Source organism: Oscillibacter sp. 1-3 (assembly GCF_000403435.2).
GTDB lineage: Bacteria > Bacillota > Clostridia > Oscillospirales > Oscillospiraceae > Oscillibacter.
Genome location: NZ_KE159703.1, coordinates 1012313 through 1035820 on the forward strand (window position 1 = coordinate 1012313; position 23508 = coordinate 1035820).

At 63.5% G+C, this 23508-nt stretch carries 22 protein-coding genes; 19 read left to right on the forward strand and 3 right to left on the reverse strand.

Features of this window, described 5'->3' with window-relative positions:
- Window positions 1–33: 33 nt before the first annotated feature.
- Together C816_RS04865 and C816_RS04870 are read right to left on the reverse strand one after the other, a co-directional pair.
- Entirely contained in the window at window positions 34–477 is a 444-nt protein-coding gene (locus C816_RS04865; protein ID WP_016321306.1) for a hypothetical protein, read from the reverse strand.
- Window positions 464–997: an RNA polymerase sigma factor gene (locus C816_RS04870; RefSeq protein ID WP_016321307.1), complete on the reverse strand. Its 534-nt coding sequence runs from the start codon at window positions 995–997 to the stop codon at window positions 464–466. Before C816_RS04870 ends, C816_RS04865 begins: the two co-directional genes overlap by 14 nt.
- 417 nt (window positions 998–1414) lie before the next feature.
- On the opposite strand from C816_RS04870, the gene C816_RS04875 reads away from it, so the two are divergent.
- The 18 genes from C816_RS04875 to pgsA all read left to right on the forward strand — a co-directional run bounded on the left by C816_RS04875 (window position 1415) and on the right by pgsA (window position 19631).
- Window positions 1415–2812, forward strand: a complete 1398-nt coding sequence (locus C816_RS04875) for an MBOAT family O-acyltransferase (protein ID WP_016321308.1) — start codon at window positions 1415–1417, stop codon at window positions 2810–2812.
- Window positions 2813–2821: 9 nt separating this feature from the next.
- A complete protein-coding gene (locus C816_RS04880) occupies window positions 2822–4201 on the forward strand; it encodes an alginate O-acetyltransferase AlgX-related protein (protein ID WP_016321309.1) in 1380 nt (459 codons plus the stop codon).
- Between the two features lie 22 nt (window positions 4202–4223).
- Window positions 4224–5627, forward strand: a complete 1404-nt coding sequence (locus C816_RS04885) for an S-layer homology domain-containing protein (RefSeq protein WP_016321310.1) — start codon at window positions 4224–4226, stop codon at window positions 5625–5627.
- Window positions 5628–5643: 16 nt separating this feature from the next.
- Window positions 5644–6234, forward strand: coding sequence for a hypothetical protein (locus C816_RS21580; RefSeq protein WP_016321311.1), 591 nt, complete (start codon window positions 5644–5646; stop codon window positions 6232–6234).
- 51 nt (window positions 6235–6285) lie between these two features.
- Window positions 6286–8487 carry a M15 family metallopeptidase gene (locus C816_RS04895; RefSeq protein WP_016321312.1) on the forward strand — a complete coding sequence of 734 codons (2202 nt, stop codon included), beginning with the start codon at window positions 6286–6288 and terminating at the stop codon, window positions 8485–8487.
- A gap of 308 nt (window positions 8488–8795) precedes the next feature.
- Window positions 8796–10154: an FG-GAP repeat domain-containing protein gene (locus C816_RS04900; protein WP_016321313.1), complete on the forward strand. Its 1359-nt coding sequence runs from the start codon at window positions 8796–8798 to the stop codon at window positions 10152–10154.
- Window positions 10155–10175: 21 nt separating this feature from the next.
- On the forward strand, window positions 10176–10862 hold the full coding sequence (locus C816_RS04905) for a response regulator transcription factor (protein ID WP_016321314.1): 687 nt from the start codon (window positions 10176–10178) through the stop codon (window positions 10860–10862).
- Between the two features lie 169 nt (window positions 10863–11031).
- On the forward strand, window positions 11032–11565 hold the full coding sequence (locus C816_RS04910; protein WP_016321316.1) for an Imm19 family immunity protein: 534 nt from the start codon (window positions 11032–11034) through the stop codon (window positions 11563–11565).
- Between the two features lie 59 nt (window positions 11566–11624).
- Window positions 11625–13112: a sensor histidine kinase gene (locus C816_RS04915; RefSeq protein WP_155978888.1), complete on the forward strand. Its 1488-nt coding sequence runs from the start codon at window positions 11625–11627 to the stop codon at window positions 13110–13112.
- A gap of 72 nt (window positions 13113–13184) precedes the next feature.
- Window positions 13185–14153, forward strand: a complete 969-nt coding sequence (locus C816_RS04920) for a DUF1385 domain-containing protein (protein WP_016321318.1) — start codon at window positions 13185–13187, stop codon at window positions 14151–14153.
- A 12-nt stretch (window positions 14154–14165) separates the two neighbouring features.
- Window positions 14166–14597, forward strand: coding sequence for a hypothetical protein (locus tag C816_RS04925; protein ID WP_016321319.1), 432 nt, complete (start codon window positions 14166–14168; stop codon window positions 14595–14597).
- Window positions 14598–14615: 18 nt separating this feature from the next.
- The gene (prmC, locus tag C816_RS04930; RefSeq protein ID WP_016321320.1) at window positions 14616–15482 is read left to right on the forward strand and encodes a peptide chain release factor N(5)-glutamine methyltransferase; all 867 of its coding nucleotides are present in this window, start codon (window positions 14616–14618) and stop codon (window positions 15480–15482) included.
- A 14-nt stretch (window positions 15483–15496) separates the two neighbouring features.
- Window positions 15497–15676: a PspC domain-containing protein gene (locus tag C816_RS04935; protein ID WP_016321321.1), complete on the forward strand. Its 180-nt coding sequence runs from the start codon at window positions 15497–15499 to the stop codon at window positions 15674–15676.
- Window positions 15677–15711: 35 nt separating this feature from the next.
- Window positions 15712–16818 (forward strand): recombinase RecA, encoded by a 1107-nt coding sequence (recA, locus tag C816_RS04940; protein ID WP_016321322.1) that lies wholly within the window; start codon window positions 15712–15714, stop codon window positions 16816–16818.
- Window positions 16808–17428: a regulatory protein RecX gene (locus tag C816_RS04945; RefSeq protein ID WP_040654632.1), complete on the forward strand. Its 621-nt coding sequence runs from the start codon at window positions 16808–16810 to the stop codon at window positions 17426–17428. The genes recA and C816_RS04945 overlap by 11 nt, the downstream gene beginning before the upstream one ends.
- A 28-nt stretch (window positions 17429–17456) precedes the next feature.
- Window positions 17457–18776, forward strand: coding sequence for a 30S ribosomal protein S12 methylthiotransferase RimO (rimO, locus tag C816_RS04950; RefSeq protein ID WP_016321324.1), 1320 nt, complete (start codon window positions 17457–17459; stop codon window positions 18774–18776).
- Window positions 18773–19066, forward strand: a complete 294-nt coding sequence (locus C816_RS04955; RefSeq protein WP_016321325.1) for a helix-hairpin-helix domain-containing protein — start codon at window positions 18773–18775, stop codon at window positions 19064–19066. The genes rimO and C816_RS04955 overlap by 4 nt, the downstream gene beginning before the upstream one ends.
- Window positions 19050–19631, forward strand: a complete 582-nt coding sequence (pgsA, locus tag C816_RS04960) for a CDP-diacylglycerol--glycerol-3-phosphate 3-phosphatidyltransferase (RefSeq protein WP_016321326.1) — start codon at window positions 19050–19052, stop codon at window positions 19629–19631. Before C816_RS04955 ends, pgsA begins: the two co-directional genes overlap by 17 nt.
- A 50-nt stretch (window positions 19632–19681) precedes the next feature.
- Here pgsA and C816_RS04965 read toward each other — a convergent pair whose 3' ends face one another.
- Window positions 19682–20248 carry an epoxyqueuosine reductase QueH gene (locus C816_RS04965; RefSeq protein ID WP_016321327.1) on the reverse strand — a complete coding sequence of 189 codons (567 nt, stop codon included), beginning with the start codon at window positions 20246–20248 and terminating at the stop codon, window positions 19682–19684.
- A gap of 229 nt (window positions 20249–20477) precedes the next feature.
- Between C816_RS04965 and C816_RS04970 the strand changes: the two genes are divergently transcribed.
- The gene (locus C816_RS04970) at window positions 20478–23393 is read left to right on the forward strand and encodes an acyl-CoA dehydratase activase (RefSeq protein ID WP_016321328.1); all 2916 of its coding nucleotides are present in this window, start codon (window positions 20478–20480) and stop codon (window positions 23391–23393) included.
- Window positions 23394–23508: the final 115 nt, after the last annotated feature.

Genomic DNA, 23508 nt, shown 5'->3' on the forward strand with positions numbered 1-23508 from the left:
GGACCAGCCATCGTCTTCGGTTATATAGAAAAATCAGTGCCCGCCGTTTTCGTCGATGTGGGGGCCCTCCATGGTCCAGCCCTCCGGCAGTCCACTGATCCGCCAGGGGAGCGTGAGAGCGGTCTCATTGGGATCGCTGGGAGAGTATTGAATTTCTACGGATTGACTGTTCCGAGTGATCTGCCGCAGCCATGTGTTCACCGCCGCCCGCACCGTGGGGCTGGCCGCCATCAGCGCCCCGAAGGCCAGCGTGCAGGCCAGCAGCACACAGGCCGCGGTGCGGCCCACCCGCTTCCACACGGGCTGTGCCCGCCGCCTCATCCAGGTCCGGGGGTTGGCCAGAAGACGCTTCCGCCCCCGGCGGTATTTGGGCGAGAAGTCCGGATTCCAGCCGGGGAGATTGTCCAGCTCCGACGTGTACTCAATCAGGTTGGCCTCCATCAGCCCCTGGCGGAGAAGATCATCAAACGCTTGCATAGTGGTATCCCTCCTTCTCTAGGCGCTCTTTCAGCATGTTCCGGCCCCGCAGAACCCGGCTGGCCACCGTGGACTTGTTCATTCCCAGCAGCTGGGCGATCTCCCGGCTGCTCCAACCCTCCACCAGCTTCAGCTCCAGAATCCGCCGGTAGTCCTCCGGCAGGGAGCGGATCAGGGAGACCAGATAGGCGTACTCGTCCTCCCGCTCCTCCCGGGCGGGCGGGTCCCAGTCCTCGGGAAAGGCCACGGTCCTCCGCTCCGTCCGCAGAATGTCCAGGGCGCAGTTCTTGGCGGCGGTGACGGCGTATCCCTCGGTCTCGTCCCAGGGCAGGGCGGACACCCGCTCCCAGCGGCGCAGCAGCTGGAACCAGGTCTGCTGGGCGGCGTCCTCCGCCCTGGACTGGTCCCCCAGCACCCGCAGGGCCACCGCGTATACTGTTTTCTCGTATGCCTCGTAGAGCCGGATGAACCGCCGCTGGTCCGCCTCCGTCTCCAATATGGCAAGGCAGGCTGCAAGCATGGAAGCGCTCCTCCTCTGTGCCGGCGTTTCCGCTGTTTCTGCTCAGTAAACGGTGGAGAAGGGCAATAGTATTCCAATATTTCAAGAAAATTTTTTCTTTTTTCATCATGCCACAGACCGGTTCCCGGCGCAAAATACGGCCCCAACGGGGCTGATTGACCTCCGGCGCGGGGAAAATGCCGGTCTGCTCCCTTCTTTTCGACAAATTTTGACAAAAATCAACACTTTTCTCTTGAAAAATCTGAAAACTTTTTGTAAACTTATGTAATAAAACACAAGGCCGTCGGCGCGCGTCCCGCGGCAGCGCGGAACAGGGGGGGGGGTGAATCGCCCCCTGTTTTGCCGTGCGTTGCCCGTTCCTCCGCCGGCTGGAGAGACCGCGCGGCGCTCATATTTGTGATGGAGAGGATGTTTGATTTGGCATTCAACACCGCCTCGTTTTTGTTCTTCCTGTTTCCGCCGCTGTTCTTGCTGTATGTCCTCGTTCCGGGGCGGCGGGGGAAGAACGCCTTCCTGCTCATCGCCAGCCTGATCTTCTACGCCGCGGGACAGTGGCAGGGCCTGCCCTTTCTGCTCTTGACCGCCGTGCTGAGCTGGGGGGCGGGGGCGCTGATTCCCCGGGTGCGGGCCAGGCGGGCCCTGCTGGCCCTGGTGCTGGCCCTGGAGCTCTCCATGCTGGGCGTGTTCAAGTATCTGAATTTCCTCACCGGCATCGTAAACGGCCTGACGGGGCTCTCTCTGCCGGAGGCGGACCTCCTCCTGCCGGTGGGCATCTCCTTCTTTACGTTCAAAGCCATAGCCTACGCCGTCGACGTCTGCCGCAACGAGTACGCCGCCGCCCGCCGGTTCTCCGACGTGCTGCTCTACATCTCCTTTTTCCCCCAGGTCACCTCCGGACCCATCTCCCGCTTTGCCGCCTTCTCCGCCCAGCTGGAGGAGCGGACGCCCCTCAGCGCCGCCCAGTCGGCCCGTGGCCTGCGGCGGTTCACCGTGGGCTTTGCCAAAAAGACCCTGATCGCGGGTCTGGCCGCCCCGCTGGCGGATGCCGCCTTCTCCCTGGGAGCGGGGCTGGACTGCCGCTTGGCCTGGCTGGGGGCCGCCGCCTACACCATTCAGATCTACTTCGACTTCTCCGGGTACAGCGACATGGCCATCGGCCTGGGACAGATGCTGGGCTTTCACACGCCGGAGAACTTCCAGTACCCCTACGTCTCCGCCTCCATCACCGAGTTCTGGCGCAGGTGGCACATCTCGCTGTCCTCCTGGTTCCGGGACTACCTGTACATCCCCCTGGGGGGCGGCCGGTGGGGCACGGCCCGGAAGTGCCTGAACAAGGCGGTGGTGTTTTTGCTCTGCGGCCTCTGGCACGGGGCCAGCTGGACCTTCGTCCTCTGGGGGGCGTGGCACGGCCTCCTCTCCGCCGTGGAGAGCGCCCTGCCCCTGCGGCGGTGGCAGCGGCACTGGCCGGTGCGGCTGCTGGGCCATGTCTATACGCTGCTGGCGGTATCCTTAGGCTTTGTGATGTTCCGGGCCGCCACGGTGGGCGAGGCCGTTACGGTGTTCCGGGCCATGTTTACCGGCGGCGTGACTGCCGCCTCCACCCTGGCCCTGGAGCGGATCAGCCCCGCGGCGTGGTGCGCCCTGGCGGCGGGAGGGGTGTGCAGCACGCCCCTGGGTTCCTGGCTGTGGCAGAAGCTCTCCGGCAGGACCTGGGCCGCGGCCTTGTCGTACCTGGCGGCGGCGGGGCTGTTCGCACTGTGCCTGCTGGCCATGGCGGGCGGCGGGTTCCAGCCCTTCATCTACTTCCAGTTTTGAGGTGGCGTCATGGGAAAGAAAGCTGCGTGCGCCCTGTTCACGGCGCTGATCCTGCTGGCCTGTCTGGTGCCCTCGGCGGGGATGCTCCTGCCCCGGGAGGAGAGCGCCGGCGGCAACGAGACCCTGGCGGCCCTGCCCGGCCTCTATGACCGGCAGGGCAGGTTGAACACCCAGTACCTCTCCCAGCTCCAGCGCTACGCCGAGGACAACCACTGCCTGCGCCAGAGGATGATTACCCTCTGGTCGGAGCTGAATGTCCGGTATCTGGGCGCCTCCATCGCGGAGGATGTGGTATTGGGGAAGGACGGCTGGCTCTACTTCGGCGACACTCTGCCGGATTACGCCGGGACGGCCCCCATGACGGACCGGGAGATCTTCTCCGCTGCCCGGAATCTGGCGCTGATTCAGGAGTACTGCGGGAGCCGGGGGGCGGAGTTCCTCTTCACCGTCGCTCCCAATAAAAATTCCCTCTACCCGGAGCATATGCCCGAAATCACCCCGGCTGCCGGCACCGGAAACGCAGAGCGTCTGGCGGCGGAGCTGGAGCGGCAGGGCGTGAACTATCTGGACCTCTTCGCCCTTTTCCGGAGGCGGGAAGAGACGCTGTACTTCGCCTCGGACTCCCACTGGAACGCCCGGGGCGCGGCCCTGGCGGCGGACGCGGTGAACGGCGCGCTGGGACGGTCCTCCCGGTACTTTGAGGGGGCCTTTGAACCGGCGTCCCACAGGGGGGACCTCTATGATATGCTCTATCCGGCCGGGACGGCGGAGGAGGGCGACTTCGCCTGCCCGGACCTTCGCTTCACCTACGACGCCCCCATCCGCTCGGCGGAGAATCTCACCATCATGACCTCCGGCCAGGGGGAGGGGTCTTTGCTGATGTTCCGGGACTCCTTTGGGAACAACCTCTACCCTTATCTGGCGGACAGCTTTGCCTCCGCCCTATTCTCCCGGGCCATGCCCTACCGGCTGGACCTGGCGGCCCAGCAGGAGGCGGACTTCGTGGCGGCGGAGCTGGTGGAGCGGAATCTGCGGTATCTCATTCAGAATGTCCCCGTGATGCCCGCCCCCCGGCGGCGGGCCGTGGAGAGCGCCCGGGGAGAGGGCTTCATCTCCTTGGCCCGGGAGGCGCCGGAGGCGGGGTGCGTGCTGTCCTCCGGGACGCTGCCCGCGGCTCCGGACGGCGGTTCTTCGGTGCTGGTGAACACGGCGGACGGCGGCTGCTATGAGGCCTTTTTGCTGGAGGACGGCGGGTTCGGGCTGTACCTCCCGGAGGACGCGGAGCCGGAGAGCGCGGTGTTTTATGCCGGCGGCAGGGCTGTCCGGCTGCCGCTGGTCTGGCAGAGCGCATTTTGTCTGACGGTAAACCCGTCTCCCGCGGGGAGATGAAAATAGAGAGGAAGAGATTGCAATGAAAAAAAGAGGAATCCTGATCGCGCTGGCGGCGCTGCTGGTCTGCGGCGGCGTGCTGGCCCATGCCGTGTGGCAGGGCGGCGGACAGAGGGTGGAGGATGCCGCCGTCCCCCTGGCCGCCGCGCTTTTGCCAGAGGCGGATGCGGCGGAGATGGAGCCGGAGGCCGCCGCGCCTCCGGCGGGCGTGACGCTGGTGACGGACAGCCATATCCCCTTCGCCTTCGGCGACGGGGCGGAGCTGCCGGCCTTCAAGCCCTGGCGGGAGATCACCCGGGCCCAGGCGGCTCAGATGCTTCTGCGGCTGCTGCCGGAGGGGATGCCGTCGGACGCCGTTTACGCGGACGTGCCGGCGGACGCCTGGTACGCCCGGGCCGCCGGCACCATGGGCTCCCTGGGGGTCATGCGCCCCGGCGAGGCGGAATTTCTGCCGGAGGAGCTGGTGACCCGGGGGGAGTTTGTGCGGTGCGTGGCCAGCTTCTTCCCCCTGCGCCGGGACGCGGAGCTCTTCACAGATGTTCCGGCGGACTCCCCGGACGCACCCTATATCCGCTCCGCCCGGGCGGCGGGCTGGGCCCGGGGCAAGGAGGACGGCACCTTCCGCCCGGAGGAGAACGTCACCCGGGCGGAGGCGGCGGTGCTCTTGAACCGGGCCCTGGGCCGTGAGGCGGACCGGGACTACATTGACGCCGTCCGCCCGGCCTTTTACGTGGACGTGTCCCCCAGCCACTGGTTCTACTACGATGTGATGGAGGCCTCCGTGGCCCATGAGCACGGGGATGATCCGGAGCGCTGGACCACCCACACGCCCCGGGAGAGCGTCCCCGCCGACGGCTTCCACCTGGCGGACGGCTGGCTCTACTGCTACGACAGCCAGCGCGGAGACATCCTGCGGGATGAGAGCCGGGGGAATTTCTCCTTTGACGCCGCCGGGCACTTCACCTCCGGCAGCGCCGAGCTGGACGGTAAGCTCCGCGCCATTGTGCTGGCAGAGACCAACGGCTCCATGACCCGGGAGGAGATGCTCCGGGCTCTGTATCTCTACACCCGGGACTCCTTCACCTACCTGCGCCGCCCCGCCTATGCCTTCGGCGCCACGGACTTCATGCAGGAGGACGCCCTGCGCATCCTCAACACCGGCTACGGCAACTGCTACTGCTACGCCTCCCTCCTCTGGTACCTCACCCGCTGGATCGGCTATGACTCCGTGATCTACAGCGGCACCGTGGGCTCCAACCGGGCTCCCCACTCCTGGGTGGAGATCGCCTTTGATGGGAGGTACTACATCTTCGACTCGGAGCTGGAGATGGCCTACCGCAGAAAAAAACGTTTTGACATCGACCTTTATAAGTTTTATGATTATAACGACAGCTGGCAGTACCGGCGTCCGGCGCCGGCCGTCTGACAAAGGAGAGAGAACTATGAAAAAGATTTTATTGCTTACGCTTGCCTTTGCGCTGCTGTGCGCCCTGTGCGCCTGCGGCGGTCAGACTCAGGCGGCGCCGGAGGCCCCCTTGGAGAATCAGGCGGCGGAGCCCTCTGTCCCTGCCGCCCCCGCCCCGCAGCCGGAGCCCCAGGCGCCGGAGGAGAATGAAAAGGACCCCGTGTCCGCGCCGGAGACGGAGGATGCGGCGGAGCCCGATGCCCAGGCGGAAGAGCCGGCTTCTCCGCCGGCGGAGCCCGCTCCGGAGCCTAAGTCCGGCGCAGCCGCCGTCACGGCTGACCTGCCCGCGGACAAACCGGCCCCTCCCGCCGAGGAGCCCGCCGACCCGGCGGAGCCGGAAAAGCCGGCGGAGGCGCCCGCCAAGCCCGCCGGGGACCCCAAGACCATCGCCCAGGGACTGGTGGGCCGCCCGGTCAGCGAGCTGTACGCCGCCATCGGCAAGCCCCTGTCCTCGGACTACGCCCCCAGCTGCCTGATCGACGGCGACGACGGCGAGCTGACCTACGACGGTTTTGTGGTCTACACGGAGCGGGGAGCGGATTACGAGACGGTGTACGCCGTCATGTGACAAGAGACCGCCAAACCGGCATCTCCATCAATTTTTCGGGAGGGATCTCCTATGAAGCACACGCGCTGGCTGATCGCGCTTCTCATGGCCGCCCTTGCGGCGGCGGGCGTCCTGGCTGCGGCCTATTTCATCACCCCCGGTGTGAGGCGCCCCTCTCTGGCGGAGGGGGACATCCTGGTCTGCATGGAGGCGGACGGGTCCCTGGCCATCGCCTGGCCGGACGCCGGGGCGGGCAGCGTCTATCTGGTGGAGCTCCACGCCGAGGGGCAGAATCTGCGGCAGCACACGGAGAAGCCCTCGCTGGCGGTCACCGGTGTGTCCGCCCCCTTTCAGGTGCGGGTGCAGGCGGCGGCCTTTGGGAAAAACCTGTTGGGCATGGACCGGGAGCTGACCAGTCTGACCAGCCTGAAAGCGGAGGTGGCCTCCGCTGTCCTGGAGACTCCGGTCCTCACCGCAGAGCCGGAGGAGGGGGCCGTGACCTTCTCCTGGGAGGGCGGAAAGAGTCCGGTGTACGCGGTCTGCGCGCTGAGAGACGGCGTGTACCTGCCGGTGGCCTCCTCCAGCGGAACGGGGACCCATCTGCGGTTTGACGGAAAAGAGGGGCCGGCCATGCCCGAGCACGGCCAGCCGCTGGAGCTGACGCTGCGGGCAGGGGTTCCGGGGGCGGGGTACGTCCTGTACGGCCCGCCCTCCGCGCCCGTCACTGTGGAGCGGGGAGAGCTGCTGGGGGACGAGCTCTCCCTGTCCGTCCAGGAGGCGGAGCCCCGGGTGTACGACCTGGAGTGGACCGAGGCCCGGGGCGTTGCGTACGAGCTGCGGGAGTGGCGGGACGGCGCCTGGGTGACGCTGGAGCAGCCAGAGCCGGCGGAGAGCTTCCGCTGCGACCTGGGCCGCCTGGCCTCCGGGTCCTATCACCGCTATCAGGTGCTGACCCGTGACCGGGCCGGCGAGCGTCAAGTGGAGGAGGAGGTCTCCTTTTACGCCTCCGTCTCCCCGCTGTACTGCACCGTCTGGCCCATCATCGACCTGGATTTCTGCGAGAGCGCCGAGGAGAGCCAGTCTCTGGGCCGCATCCCTGCGGGAACGACCCTGTGCGTGCTGGAGGAGGACGGACAGTGGTTCCGGGTGCGGTACAAGGACCGCTATGTCTATGTGGACAGCCGCTACTGCATGGTCAATCTCTCCGAGTACACCGGCGACTACTGCGCCTATGACATCACCAACAGCTACGAGTCCCTCTTCAAGGTCCACAACAGCCCCATGGCAACCATCACCGCCCAGGTGATCCCGGGGTTTGAGCATATGCTGACGGAGGAGGAGGGCTTCCTGGTGCCCTATCTCTACCCTTGCGCCCAGAAGCTGCTCACCGCCGCCCAAGCCGCCCTGGAGGACGGCTACCGGCTGAAAATCTACGAGGCATTCCGGCCCAACGAGGCCACCCGCTACCTCTACGACACCGCAGCTGCGAAGCTCACCGACCCGGCCCTGGTGCTGGATGAGGAGGAGAACGCGGTGGACCCCGTCACCGGCTGGCGGGTGGACCTGGCCAGCGGCTTTTTGGTCGACCCGGAGACGGAGGAGTTGATCGACCCGGCGTCGCTGCTGCAGCCGGAGGAAGAGCCGCCGGAGGCCGGAACGGAGGGGGAGCCCCCGGAGGACGAGAGCGGTCTCCAGGAGGAGGGCGAGGACACGCCGGCGGAGGCCGGGGAGCCCCCTGAGACTCCGGAGACCGGGGAGCTCCCGGCGGAGGCCGGGGAGGAGCCGGAGGAGATCCCGGACTATCCCACCTACGGCGCCATCATGACGGACAACGGCCGCTTCCGCCTGGGCAGCTTCCTGGCGGCGGTGACCTCCGCCCACAACCGGGGTATTGCCCTGGACCTGACGCTGGAGACGGCGGATTTTCAGGCGGAGCTGGAGATGCAGAGCGCCATCCACGACCTGAGCTGGTATTCTGCCGTCTACCTGAACAACGACAACGCCGAGCTGCTGGCGGAGTATATGACCGGCGCCGGCATGGCGGGCCTGAGTTCCGAGTGGTGGCACTTCCAGGACAACGAGACCCGGGAGGCCATTGGCCTGACCAGCTACCTCTATAAGGGCGTGGACGCCGGTGGCTGGACGAGGGACGACCGGGGCTGGCGCTACCGGGACCCTGACGGCAGGTATTACCGAAATACCACCGTTACGGTGGACGGGAAGAGATATACGCTGGACCGGGACGGCTATACCAGCCAGGCCCCGGCGGAATAATCCGGATCAAAAGGGGACCGGCGGGGCACAGGCCCTGCCGGTCCTTTTGCGGGGACTGGGCCTTGCTTCAGAAGCTGTACCAATAGACGGCGGCGTTAAAAATTCCTGAAATCTATAGAGTGACCCAGTGATTTTTCCCCTTGCCCAGGGTGAACCTCTCCCGCCGTCAGGCGCTTTGTCATGGATTATACAAGGCCCGGGTTTCAAAAATAGCGGAAAAAATCAGGGGAGGGGCTATCCAAAGCCCTGGGAATGTGGTATTATATATCAATTAAAGTATACCTGCTTGAGCGAAGGGAGACGGGATTGTGAGCCGCTGGATACGGACGATTTTGACGATGTGGACGCTGGCGCTGCTGCTGGCCTGCGCCTCCGGCTGCGGCGCGGGGTTTACCCTCAACTCCCAGGACCTGTACAGCCTGCCCAAGCTGCCGGCCAAGTACACGGAGCTCAACAACCGCCTCAACGCCATTCTGGGCGGCGGCGCGGAGTATGCCGCCCCCGTCTCCGGCGCCAACCTCCAGCCGGTGCAGCTGGCAGATTTGGACGGGGACGGCCGGGAGGAGGCCGTGGCCTTTTTTCGAAACGCCGGGGACGAGAAGCCCCTGAAAATCTACATCTTCAATGCCCAGGAGGACACCTATGACCTCTCCGCCGTCATCGAGGGCAGCGGCACCGCCATTTACAGCGTGGCGTACAGCGACCTGGACGGGGACGGCCGTACGGAGCTGGCGGTGGGCTGGCGGGTCAACGCGGACCTGCTGGCGCTGACCGTCTACGCCCTGCGTACGGAGGGGCCGGAGGAGCTGGTGCGCACCGACTACGTGCGCTATGCCATTGTGGACATGGACCGCAACGACCTCCAGGAGCTGGTGGTGCTCCGGGCCAACCAGGAGGGCGAGGCCATCGCCGACTACTACGGCTGGCAGGACGGGGGCCTTGCGGTGAAGTCCTCCGCCCGGATCTCCATCACCATGGCGGAGCTGAGCCAGCAGGGCCGGGTCAGCCCCGGCACCCTGGGGGACGGCCTGCCGGCCCTGTTTGTCACCGGCGTGACGGAGGTGCCCCGGGCCATCACCGACATTCTGACGCTGCGCAACGGGGAGCTGGCCAATGTGGCGGTGTCGGACACCACCGGCGTCTCGGCGGAGATCGCCCCCTTCTGCTCCCTCTATCCTGCGGACATCAACGGCGACGGTGTGACGGAGGTGCCCCGGCCGGAGCCCCTGCCCAACTGGTACGAGGGGGACCAGCCATACCAGCGCATTGACTGGCGCAGCTACGACAGCCAGGGCGAGGTGACGCTGGTCCAGAGCACCTACCACAGCATGGAGGACGGGTGGTACCTGCGGCTGCAGGAGGAGTGGCGGGATCAGATCCTGGTGAGCCGAAGCCTCTCCCAGGACGAGGTGTCGGTGACCTTCTTCATTGCCGGGGGGCGGGGCCAGCCGCCGGAGCCCTTTCTGCGGATCACTGCCATTACCGGCGCCAACCAGGAGAGCCGGGCGGTGCGGGGAGGCCGCTTCAACCTCAGCCGCCGGCAGGAGACCTTTTACGCCGCAGAGCTGCTGGAGGCCAACGCCGCCTGGGCCTACGGCGTGACGGAGGATGAGGTCCGGGAGGCATTCAGCCTCATCGCGGCGGAGTGGTCCGTGGGCGAGAATTGACAACGATGGGAGAAGTGACCTATGAGAAAAGTGCTGGTTTTGGAGGACGAGTCCAGCATCCGCAGCTTTATTGTCATCAATCTGCGCCGGGCGGGCTATGACGTCATCGAGGCCGAGACCGGCGAGGAGGCCCTGGAGCAGCTGCGGGAGCATCCGGATACCACCGTGGCCCTGCTGGACATCATGCTGCCGGGAATCGACGGCTTTGAGGTCTGCCGCCGCATCCGGGCCACCAATACCCGGATCGGCATCATCATGCTCACCGCCCGCTCCCAGGAGATGGACAAGGTGACAGGCCTGATGACCGGCGCGGACGACTATGTGACCAAGCCCTTCTCCCCGGCGGAGCTCACCGCCCGGGTGGACGCCCTGTTCCGCCGGGCCGGCGGGGAGGAGCCGGTGCTGACCGGGGAGATCCGCCAGCCGCCCTTCCTGCTGAACACCCAGAACCGGACGCTGGAGAAGAACGGCCAGCGGGTGAAGCTGACGCAGGTGGAGTACTCCATCATGAAGGTGTTCATGGAGCACCCCGGCAAGGCCCTGGCCCGGGAGGAGATTCTGGACAAGGTCTGGGGCCGGGACTACTTCGGTGAGCTGAAAATTGTGGATGTGAACATCCGCCGCCTGCGGCTGAAAATCGAGGACAATGTGCAGAACCCCACGTATATTACAACGGTTTGGGGGTTCGGCTATAAGTGGGGGCTGTAGCAGGGCATTGCGAAGGATTTGGGAAAGGAGGCTCTCCAAATGGAAGAAAAACTCCCTTTTCGGAATTGTGTACCCATGAAAAACGGGCTTATAAATATACATTGCAAGCAGCAGATGCATATTTTATAATCGAATATATAAATTGAAATTGTGCTGGAGGTACAATAAAGTGATTTCATTACATGAGATAGATTTTTCTAATCGGAATTTTTGGGTAGGTTTCATTGCGACTTCTTTTCCGACTGCTTTGGAGGAGGAAACAGATATGTCATTGACCGAACTTATGATAGAGAACGGAATGTGCGATACGAGTTGGTGGGACAATTTCACAAAATATTATGACGGAGTTTTAGAGGAATCAGACGGTTATGTTGATGAACCGGAAACAATTATTTGCGAATTCGTTCCAACTCAAATCTTAAAAATAGAATTTCACCCGGGGGATACAGTATATTATATCAATGATAAACAAATTGCCTGTACAGGAGGGCATTACAATATTCAAGTGATTCCATTCAAAGAGTTATTGAACTCTATAAAAGACAGACAAATATTTCTTTTATTATTGCCTTTAGCGGTTATCGACAGTCCGGATAAAGACGAAGCAACACAAATCATATCAAATGTTTTGCAGGGAATCTTTGATAAACGCTTATGCGGTCAATATGCAAATTGTATTGTAAATGGCTTAATGTCAGAATGACAGCTTTCAGTTTCAAGAAATGTCAGGTGAGTGCAAATTCAGTAATCATATCTAAGAATATGCATTTTATTTCAAATTTTAAGCAGTGGGAACACTTTTCCGAAAAGGGAGAAGAAAAACTGCAAAAGGGAAAGAGCCTCCGGGTGCGGGGCCTGCGGCAGCGGTGGCTGCTGAATACCGTGATGCCGGTGCTTCTCCTGCTGCTGCTGACGGTGGTGCTGTTCTCCGTGGGTGTGTCCAGCTACTACTATATGAGTATGCGGGACGGCCTGGAGAAGCAGGCCCAGGCCCTGTCCGGCGCCTTTGAGGAGTATTTCATGGACGGGGGCTACACCAGCTATATCAAAAAGGCCCAGCAGTCCACGGACACCTTTGAGGACAAGGAGCGCATTGAGCTCCAGTTCATCAGCACCAGCGGCCGCATCCAGGCCTCCTCCACGGGGCTGACGGCGGGCACCTTCCCCGGGACGGAGGACATCACCCGGGCCATCACCCAGAACCGGATGGACTATTTCCAGGGCCGCGACCCGGAGACCGGGGAGAATATTCTGGCGGTGTCCCATCCCCTGACCTTCAACGGCCAGGTGAAGGCAGTGGTGCGGCTGGTCACCTCGCTGCGGCTGGTGAACCGGCAGGTGATGCTGGCGGTGCTGTTCATCTGCCTGGTGGCGGCGCTGTGCATGGCTCTGGTGTTTATCTCCAATCTCCTCTTCATCAACAATGTGGTGGAGCCGGTGGCGGTGGTGTCCGAGGCCACCAAGCGGATTTCCGCCGGGGGCTACGGCGTCCAGGTGGAGAACAAGTACGACGACGAGCTGGGGGAGCTGGTGGAGAATATCAACAATATGTCGCTGAAAATCGGTCAGAATGAGAAGATGAAGAGCGAGTTCATCTCCTCTGTTTCCCATGAGCTGCGCACTCCCCTCACCGCCATCAACGGCTGGGGAGAGACGCTTCTGGAGGACCTCACCGGCGACCCGGAGCAGCTGCGTCGGGGCATCCGCATCATCCTCAACGAGTCCAGGCGCCTTTCCACCATGGTGGAGGAGCTGCTGGACTTCTCCCGGATGGAGGACGGCCGTTTTACCCTGCGAGTGGAGCAGGTGGACCTCCAGGCGGAGCTGGAGGACGCCATTTTTACCTACCAGGAGCTGTTCCGGCAGGAGGGTATCGAGCTGGTCTACGACATGGGGGAGGGGGACCTGCCCCTGATCTCCGGCGATCCGGAGCGGCTAAAGCAGGTGTTCTGCAACGTGCTGGACAACGCCGCCAAGCACGGCGGCGCTGGAAAACGGATCACCGCCTCCGTCGCCCAAGAGGGGGAGTCGCAGGTGGTGCGTATCCGGGATTTCGGCCCCGGCATCCCGGAGGCGGAGCTGCCCTTTGTGAAGCAGAAATTCTACAAGGGCACCTCCAAGGCCCGGGGCAGCGGCATCGGTCTTGCGGTGTGCGATGAGATCGTGGGTCTCCACGGCGGCACCTTCACCATCGGCAACGCCGCCGGCGGCGGAGCGGTGGTTACCATCTGCCTGCCCGGACCGGAATAGGGAAGAAAATAGAACAAATGTTTGACTTTTGAGAAAAACCCTGATATGATGGGAACACAGAAAGGATATTTGATGGCAGAAGAGAGGAAATCCTGCGCCTTCCGCACCAGCATCGGCGGGCAGGCGCTGATCGAGGGCATTTTGATGCGGGGGCCGGAAAAGCAGGCCATCGTGGTGCGGGACCAGGAGGGGAACCTGGTGGAGAAGGTGGAGGAGCTGCGGCTCATCAAGGACCGCTATCCCATCCTGGGCGTTCCCCTGATCCGGGGTACGGTGAACTTTCTGGACTCCATGGTCAAGGGCGTCAAGGCCCTGATGTACTCCGCCGACTTCTACCCCGAGGAGGAGGCGGCCCAGCCCTCCAAATTCGACCTGTGGCTGGAAAAGCACCTCTCCAGCAAAAAGCTGGAGAGCGTCATCGTCACGCTGGCGGTGGTGATGGGCGTGGGACTTAGCGTGTTCCTCTTCATGGTGCTGCCCACCTTCCTCACCGGCGGTATCCTCCACTTTTTTCCCGGCTTTCCCATGTGGGGCCGGAACGTGGTAGAGGGACTTTTGAAGATCGTGATTTTCCTGCTGTACCTCATTGTCTGCTCCCGGCAGAAGGACATCTACCGGGTGTTCCAGTACCACGGCGCGGAGCACAAGACCATCTTCTGCTACGAGGCGGGCCTGCCCCTGACGGTGGAGAATGTCCGCATCCAGCCCCGGCATCACCCCCGGTGCGGCACCAGCTTCCTCTTCGTGGTGATCTTTGTCTCCATTCTCTTTTCCAGCGTGGTATTCGGCATCTGGCCCATCACCAGCGTCTGGCTGCGGACATTGGCCCATCTGCTGCTGCTGCCCCTGGTGGTGGGGGTGACCTACGAGTTCAACCGCTGGGTGGGACGGCACGACAACCCCGTCACCCGGGTGCTCACCGCCCCGGGCATGTGGCTCCAGAACTTTACCACCAATGAGCCGGACGACAGCATGATCGAGTGCGCCATCCGGTCTCTGGAGCTGGTTCTGCCAGACGAGCAGGGCAAAGACAAGTGGTAAGGAGGAAGAGCCATGGGATTGTTGGATCGGCTGCGGAGGGAAGAGCGCCCCACACTGCTGGGGGACATCTCCAAGGCGGAGGCATGGCTGGTGCAGAATATGAACGCCGCGGGATACCCGCTGGACGGTACGATTGAGAGTTTCCGGGAGCTGGACCGCTTCTTTGACGAGCAGAGCCGCCCCGGCGGCCTGCTGGCGGACGGAAAGCCGGGCAGCAAGCTCTTTGCCGTGGGCAGCTACATGGGACAGGTGTTTGTCCGCCGTTTGGGCGGCGTCTGGGAGACCGATGACAGCGATCCGGCGGGAGAGGTCAATATCGCCGTGCGGCTGCCGGACGGCTCTCTGGTCTGGCCCGTCCAGCGGGCTATGAAGCGCCTGCGGAACGGTGCGGAGGACGGCCTGTATGTCTATGGCCGCTTTGCGAAGGAGCGGTCCGCCCAATAAGTTATAACGAGGTGGAATATGGCCGTCACATATAACAATTTGTATTTGGATATTCGCCAGCAGCTGCGGTGCTTCGGTGTAGAGGCTGCCACGCTGGAGGCCCGGGAGCTGGTGTGCTTCGGCACCAACAAGAGCCGGGAGGAGCTCCAGCGGGACGGGGGGCTGTACGCCTCTCCGGAGCTGGAACGGCAGGTGCGCTCGCTGGTGGACCGGCGGCTGGCCGGGGAGCCGGTGGCGTATCTCATTGGCGAGTGGGAGTTCTACGGCCTGCCCCTGGATATCTCCCGGGACGTGCTGATCCCCCGCCCGGACACGGAGGTGCTGGCGGAGGAGGCCATTCGGTACTGCAAGACCCTGGGGGAGTGCCGGGTGCTGGACCTGTGCGCCGGCAGCGGCTGCGTGGGCCTGGCGGTGGGAGCTCAGGTCCCCCAGGCCAAGGTGGTGTTGGGGGAGATCTCCGACGCCGCGCTGAAAATCTGCCGCCAGAACATCCGGCGGAACGGCCTCTCCGGCCGGGTAGTACCCCTGCGGATGGACGCATTGGACAAGCCGGACAAGACCCTGGGAGAGTTCCAGTGCATCGTCAGCAACCCGCCCTACATCCCCCGGGGAGACATCGACGGGCTGGACGGGTCCGTGAGGGACTACGAGCCCCGGCTGGCTCTGGACGGCGGCGAGGACGGTCTGGACTTCTACCGCGCCGTCGCGGAGAAGTGGCGGGACTGCCTGATTACCGGCGGGCGGCTGTACTTCGAGGTGGGCATCGGCCAGGCCGACCAGGTGCTGCGGATCATGCGCTCCCAGGGCTTTGGCGACATCCAGATCGTCAAGGACACCCATGAGATCCCCCGGGTGGTGTTCGGCACCCTCTGCGGGGAGATTTGAGAGGAGAAGGCCGATTGTACAAGGCCCGCCAGGGCAGGACGCTGGAGGGCGTCTGCGCCGGCATTGCCGATTGCTTTGCTCTGGATCCCAGTCTGGTGCGGCTGGCCTGGGTGGCCTTTACCGCCATGGGCGGCAGCAGCATCGTCGCCTACATCATTTGCGCCATCGTGATCCCGGAGGAGCCGGAGAGATAACAGAAAAGAATTTTACATACACGGAGGAGATACCTATGGCAAAGGAAAAAGCGCCCCTGCCTACCGCGGCCCCGGCCAACGACCGGAAGAAGGCCATCGACACGGCCATGGCTCAGATCGAGAAAATGTACGGCAAGGGCTCCATCATGCGCTTTGGCGACAAGGCGGAGATGAACGTGGACTTTATTCCCACCGGCTCCCTGGCCCTGGACGTGGCCCTGGGCATCGGGGGTCTCCCCAAGGGGCGGATTATCGAGATCTACGGGCCGGAGTCCTCCGGCAAGACCACCCTGGCCCTTCACGTGGTGGCGGAAGCCCAGAAGCGGGGCGGAGAGGCCGCCTTCGTGGACGCGGAGCATGCCCTGGACCCCACCTATGCCCGGGCGCTGGGTGTAAAGGTGGAGGACTTGCTGATCTCTCAGCCGGACACCGGCGAGCAGGCCCTGGAGATCACCGAGGCGCTGGTGCGCTCCGGCGCCATTGACGTCATCGTGGTGGACAGCGTGGCCGCCCTGGTGCCCCGTGCGGAGATCGAGGGCGAGATGGGCGACAGCTACGTGGGCCTCCAGGCCCGGCTCATGAGCCAGGCCCTGCGGAAGCTCACCGGCGCCATCGGCAAGACCAACACCATCGTCATCTTCATCAACCAGCTTCGCGAGAAGGTGGGCGTTATGTACGGCAACCCGGAGGTCACCACCGGCGGCCGGGCCCTGAAATTCTACTCCTCCGTCCGCATCGACGTGCGCCGCATCGAGACGCTGAAAAACGGCTCCGAGATGATCGGCAACCGCACCCGGGCCAAGGTGGTGAAAAACAAGATGGCCCCCCCCTTCCGGGAGGCGGAATTCGACATCATGTACGGCGAGGGCATCGCCCACGCCGGCGAGCTGGTAGATTTGGGCGTGAAGCTGGATCTGGTGCAGAAGGCGGGCTCCTGGTTCTCTATGGGGGAGACCCGCATTGGCCAGGGCCGGGAGGCCGCCAAGACCTACCTCCACGACAATCCGGACATTGCCGAGCAGCTGGAGGCGGACATTCGGAAGAACTTCGACAAGCTGCTGAGCAATCAGGCCCGGGCTGCCGCCAAGGCCGCCGGACGGGCGGTGGACGTCAGCGCCGACGACTTTGACGATGCGGATTGAGCGGATCGAGGCGTCCAGACACAGGCGGGGTCGGGTGTTGGTGTTTTTAGAGGACGGCGCCTGCCTGAAAATCACGGAGCAGGAGCTTCTTGACTTTGGCCTCCGGACCGGGGATATGCTGGACGGCGGCACGCTGGAGCGATTGAAATCGGCCGCCGGAATTTCCAACGTGAAGGTCACGGCGGCGGATCTGGTGGGCAAGCGGGCCATGAGCCGCCATGAGCTGGAGAAAAAGCTGACTGAAAAGGGCGCCAGTCAAGCGGAGGCCCGCTATGCCGCGGAGTGGCTGGAGGCCATCGGTGCAATTGACGACAGGGATTACGCCGCCCTGCTGGTGCGGCACTGCGGACAGATGGGCTGGGGCCCTGCTCGCGCCCGGGAGAAGCTGCGGGAAAAGGGCGTTCCCCGGGAGCTGTGGGACGAGGCTCTGGAGGAGCTGCCGGAGGCGGCGGGGGAGATCGACGTCTTTCTCGCCGGAAAGCTCCGGGGCCGGACGCCGGACCAGCGGGAGAAAAAACGCCTCACCGACGCCCTTCTCCGCCGGGGCTTCGCCTGGGGAGACGTGAAGGCCGCCTGGCACCGCCAGGGGCAGGAGCTGTCGGAGGCGTGAGGCGCCCGCGAGATATGGAGGGATTACATTGGGTTATCAAATCGCGTTCATCTCCTTGGGCTGTGCCAAGAACCAGGTGAACTGTGAGCAGATGATGGCCGCTGCTGCTGCGGCGGGGCACGCTGTCCAGGCATCCCCGGAGGGGGCTGACGTGGCGGTGGTGAACACCTGCGGCTTTTTGGCCTCCGCCTGTGAGGAGGCTATCGAGACCATCCTGGAGATGGCGGAGCTGAAACGCGCCGGCCAGGTGGGGAGAATTCTGGTCACCGGCTGCATGGCCCAGCGGTACAAGGAGGATGTGCTGAATGAGCTTCCGGAGGTGGACGGCGTCCTGGGCACCGGCAGCTACGGCGACATCGCCCGGGCCATTGAGGAGGTTATGGACCAGGGTCTCCGGCCCTGCCACATGGGGAATATTCACACTGCCAGGCAGGGCGGCCCCCGCATCCTCTCCACGCCCCCCTGGTACGCCTACCTGCGCATTGCCGAGGGGTGTGACAACCACTGCGCCTACTGCGTCATTCCCTCCCTGCGGGGGAGATACCGCAGCCGTCCTATGGCGGAGCTGCTGGAGGAGGCGGAGGAGCTCAGCTCCGCCGGAGTGCGGGAGCTGCTGGTCATCGCCCAGGACATCACCCGGTACGGCACGGACCTGGACGAGGGGCGCCGTCTGGCGGATCTTTTGAGAGAGCTGTGCCGTCTGGACTTTCATTGGATTCGCCTCCATTACCTGTACCCAGATGAGATTACTGATGAATTGATTGATATAATAGCAAAAGAGAGCAAAATAATACCCTATTTGGACATTCCAATCCAGCATTGCAATGACGGCGTGCTGGCGGCTATGAACCGCCGGGACACCAAGGCGGAGCTGAGGGCTCTGTTTGAAAGGCTCCGGGCACACATCCCCGGGCTGGTGCTGCGCACCAGTATCATCACCGGACTTCCCGGCGAGGGCGAGGCGGAATTTGAGGAGCTGTGCGCCTTTTTGCGGGAGGTGCGGATCGAACGGGCAGGGGTGTTCCCCTTCTCTCCGGAGGAGGGCACCCGGGCGGCTCAGATGGACCACGTGGACACGGAGGAAGCGCGGCGAAGGGCGGAGCTGGCAGTGGATGTTCAGTCCAATATAATGGACGAATACAACGAATCGGTGCTGGGAGAGACCCGGGAGGTTCTGTGCGAGGGCTTTGACGGCCAGACGTTTTATGGCCGCAGCTATGCCGAGTCGCCGGAGATCGACGGCCGCATCTACTTTGACGCGGACCGGGAGGTAGCTCCGGGCCAGTTTGTCACCGTCCGCCTCACCGGTACCATGGACGGCGAGCTCACCGGGGAGCTGGCGGAATGAGGAGTCCCCTGGAGGAGATCCCTGGCGTGGGGAAAAGGATTGCCGCTGTCATGGAGGCGCTGGGTATTCGTCAGATATCCGACCTGCGGGGCCGGGACCCGGAGGAGCTGTACCTCCAGGAGTGCCTGATGAAGGGATACCGCGAGGACCGCTGCGCCTTGTATGTCTGGCGGGCGGCGGTGTACTACGCCGAGAATGAGAAACGGGACCCGAAGATGCTGAAATGGTGGTATTGGAAGGACAGACCATACCGGGCGAAAGGAGCGGAAAAACATGAATTTGCCGAATAAATTGACTCTTATGCGCATTATATTGACGCCCGTCTTTATGGCGGTGCTGTATTGGGGCTTCCCCGGGGCGGACTATGCGGCCCTGGCGATTTTCATCATCGCCAGTCTCACGGACCTGCTGGACGGGAAGATCGCCCGGAAGTACAACCTGGTCACGGACTTTGGCAAGTTCGCCGACCCCCTGGCGGACAAGATCCTGGTAACCGCCGCCATGCTGTGGTTTGTGGAGGTGGGCCGGATGCCCGCCTGGGCGCTGCTGGTGGTGCTGCTGCGGGAGTTCGCTGTCAGCGGTCTTCGGATGATTGCCAGCGACAAGGGGCGGGTCATCGCCGCCGGGTGGTCCGGGAAGGTGAAGACTGCCGCCACCATGGTGTGCGTGGTGGTGATGCTGCTGCTGGGACCGGCCCTGGCCGCTTACCGGTCCGGAGCCTATCTGACCGCCGTGCCCTGGGACCGGTACATCTCGCGGGCCGACACGGTCTGCGTGTGGGTCATTGTGCTGACCACTCTCTACTCCGGCGTGGAGTACTTTGTGAAGAACAAAGATGTCATCGCCTCGGCGTGACGGGACAGGAAAAACCCGGCTGTGAGTTTCTTCACAGCCGGGTTTTTCCGTCATTGTTCCGCAAACTTCTCCCGGTCGCGCCGGATCTGCTTTTCATAGCGGTCCTCCTCCGAGAAGACACAGCCGCAGTACTTCTGCATATAGAACCCCAGCTCCCGGGCCCGCTGGTTCCCCGCCCGGAAGTTGGGACGAAAGTCCCGGTAGAGGAACTCTACGCCATACCGCTTTGCGCAGGCCTCTGCCGCCCGGACGATGCCGTCGTGGTCCTGGTAGAGGCTGGCCAGAAGGGTGGTGGTGAAGGCGGCAAAGCCGTGCTCCGCGGCGTATTTCGCCGTCCCCTCCAGCCGGTGGGTGTAGCAGTAGGCGCAGCGGTGATCGATGTCGCCTGTCACCTGGCGGACAAACTCCCGCAGACCGTAGTCCTCCCATACCCGCACCTCCATATTGATGGCGGGGGCATATTCCAGCAGGCAGTCCCGCCGGGCCTGGTACTCCTTCCAGGGGTGGATGTTGGGATTGTACCACAGGGCCACCGGCTCAATGCCCTCGGCCCGGAGGGGGTCAATGCAGGAGAGGGAGCAGGGAGCGCAGCAGGCGTGCAGCAGGACGGTTTTCATAGGGCGGTTCCTCGTTTCTGTCGAGAGTTCTGAATAGGACAAGTATATCATAAGAAAGAGAGAAGGCAAGCGGATATTTTATAAATTTCTTAACAGTTTTTTTACACTCTTTACAGATTTTCGCGATTGCATATTTTGTCGGAAAAGAGTAAAATACCAGAGAATATAAAGATTGCGATACTTGGTCAAAAGGACCGGCGCAACCGTTTTCCTGAAGGAGGAACCAGCCTTGAAAGTGGGTCTTGACGTGGGTTCCACCACCATCAAATGCGTGGTGCTGGACGACGCCGGAAACATTGTTTACAGTACATATGAACGGCATTTCAGCCATATTCTTGAGAAGTCTGGAGAGCTGCTGCGCCGGGTGGCGGCGGGGTACGTTCCCGGCGGGCGGGCGGAGTTCGCCATTTCCGGCTCTGCGGGCATGGGCATGGCGGAGGGGGTGGAGGTCCCCTTTGTGCAGGAGGTCTTCGCCACCCGCGTGGCGGTCAATCGGCTGGCTCCGGGCACTGACTGCGTCATTGAGCTGGGGGGAGAGGATGCCAAAATCCTCTTCCTCACCGGCGGCGTTGAGGTGCGGATGAACGGCTCCTGCGCCGGCGGCACCGGAGCCTTTATCGACCAGATGGCCACGCTGCTGAAAATGACCGCCGACGAGATGGACGAGGCCGCGGCGCGGGCGGAGAAGACCTATACCATCGCCTCCCGGTGCGGCGTTTTCGCCAAGAGCGACGTGCAGCCCCTCATCAACCAGGGGGCCCGGAGCGAGGACATCGCCGCCAGCATCTACCAGGCGGTGGTGAACCAGACCATCGCGGGTCTGGCCCAGGGGCGGCCCATCCAGGGCAGGGTCCTCTATCTGGGCGGGCCTCTGACCTTTTCCGGGTGCCTGCGGGAAAGCTTTGACAAGACCCTTGGGGTCCAGGGTCTCTGCCCGGAGAACAGCCTGCTGTTTGTGGCCCTGGGAGCGGCGTTTTACTCCGATAGGGAGTTTGACCTGGAGGAGGTGTGCGGCCGGCTGGAGGCGCGGGGCGCCTCTGAGACCTACCGCAGTCAGCCGCCCCTCTTTGAGAGCCGGGAGGAGTACGAGGCCTTCACGGCCCGCCACGCCAAAGCCTCTGTGCCCCGGGCCCCCTTCGGCCCGGACTACGCCGCGCCGGTTCACATCGGCATCGACTCCGGCTCTACCACCGTGAAGCTGGCGGTGATCGACCAGGAGGCCCGGCTTCTCTTTACGGACTACCGGCCTAACCTGGGCAATCCCGTTCCCCTGATCCGTGCGGCCCTGGAGCGGCTGTACGACGAGCATCCGGCCCTCCATGTGGCCTCCGTCACCACCACCGGCTACGGCGAGGAGCTGGCGAAAAACGCCTTCCACGCCGACTACGGCGTAGTGGAGACCGTGGCCCACTTCACCGCCGCCCGGTACTTTCTGCCCAATGTGGACTTCATCATTGACATCGGCGGCCAGGACATGAAGTGCTTCAAGATTGAAAACGGGGCCATCAGCAACATCTTTTTGAACGAGGCCTGTTCCTCCGGCTGCGGCAGCTTCCTCCAGACCTTCGCCCAGGCCCTGGGGTACGACGTGAAGGAGTTTGCGAAGCTTGGCCTTTTCGCCAACCGTCCGGTGGACCTGGGCAGCCGCTGCACGGTGTTCATGAACTCCAGCGTGAAGCAGGCCCAGAAGGACGGGGCCACCATCGAGAATATCTCCGCCGGCCTCTCCATCTCCGTGGTGAAAAACGCCATCTACAAGGTCATCCGCGCCGCCTCCCCGGAGGAGCTGGGACGGAACGTGGTGGTTCAGGGCGGCACGTTTTACAACGAGGCGGTGCTTCGGGCCTTTGAGAAGGAGATGGGCGTGGAGGTCATCCGGCCCGACGTGGCGGGGCTCATGGGGGCCTACGGCGCGGCGCTGTACGGCCGTGGCAAGGCCGCGCCGGAGCAGACCAGCGCCCTTTTGGACCGGGCAGCCCTGGCCGCCTTCTCCCAGGAGACGGAGAGCCGGGTGTGCGGATTGTGCGGCAACAACTGCCAGCTTACCGTCAACACCTTCGCAGACGGCGGCACCTTCATCAGCGGCAACCGCTGCGACCGCCCCGTCACCGGCAGAGAGGACACCGGCGAGCGGAACCTGTACGCCTATAAGCGCAAACTGATTCTGGACTACAAGCCTGTTCCCGGCAGACGGGGGAAGATCGGTCTGCCCCTGTGCCTGAACTTCTGGGAGCTGCTGCCCTTCTGGCACGCCTTTTTCACGAAGCTGGGCTTTGCCGTGTACCACAGCCCCCTCTCCAGCCGGGATTTGTACTTAAAGGGCCAGGGCACCATCCCCAGCGACACCGCCTGCTTCCCGGCCAAGCTGGCCCACGGGCATATCCGGTTTCTCAGCAGACTGGGGCTGGACGCCATTTTCTATCCCTGCATGACCTACAATATCGACGAGGGCCTGGGGGACAACCATTACAACTGCCCCGTGGTTGCCTACTATCCCGAGGTCATCGCCGGCAACTGCCCCGAGGTCAAGGAGACCAAATTCATCTATGACTACGTGGGCCTCCACCGGCCCAAGGACTTTTCCAGGAAGATCTTCGCCATCCTGCGGCGGTACTTTCCGGACATCACCCGCAGCGAGGTGAAAGAGGCCGCCGACGCGGCCTATGCCGAGTACGCGCACCACATGTCCCTTGTGCGGAAGGAGGGGGCGCGGATCATCGATCAGGCCCGGGCGGAGGGCCGCCGGATCATTGTGCTGGCGGGCCGTCCCTACCACGCGGACCCGGAGATCAACCACGGCATCGACACCCTGATTACCCGCTCCGGCGCGGCGGTGGTGACGGAGGACTCCATCTCCAACCGGGTGGAGAAGTTCCCCACCACGGTGCTGAACCAGTGGACCTACCACTCCCGGCTGTACGCGGCGGCGAAGTACTGCTGCTCCCAGCCCGATATGGATCTTGTGCAGCTGGTGAGCTTTGGCTGCGGCGTGGACGCCATTACCACCGACGAGACCCAGGAGATCCTGCAAAGCGGCGGCAAGCTGTATACCCAGCTGAAAATTGACGAGATCACCAATCTGGGCGCGGTGCGCATCCGTCTGCGGAGCCTTTTCGCCGCCCTGGATGAGAAAAAAGCAACCTGAAAGGGGCGCGAAGCGCAGGGAGAGTTCTGCCGGCCTCGTATACCCCGGACGGGGTACTGCAAAGGCTTTGGGGCGCAGGGGCGGAGCCCCTGGCCCCCCTGCAGACCCAGGGACA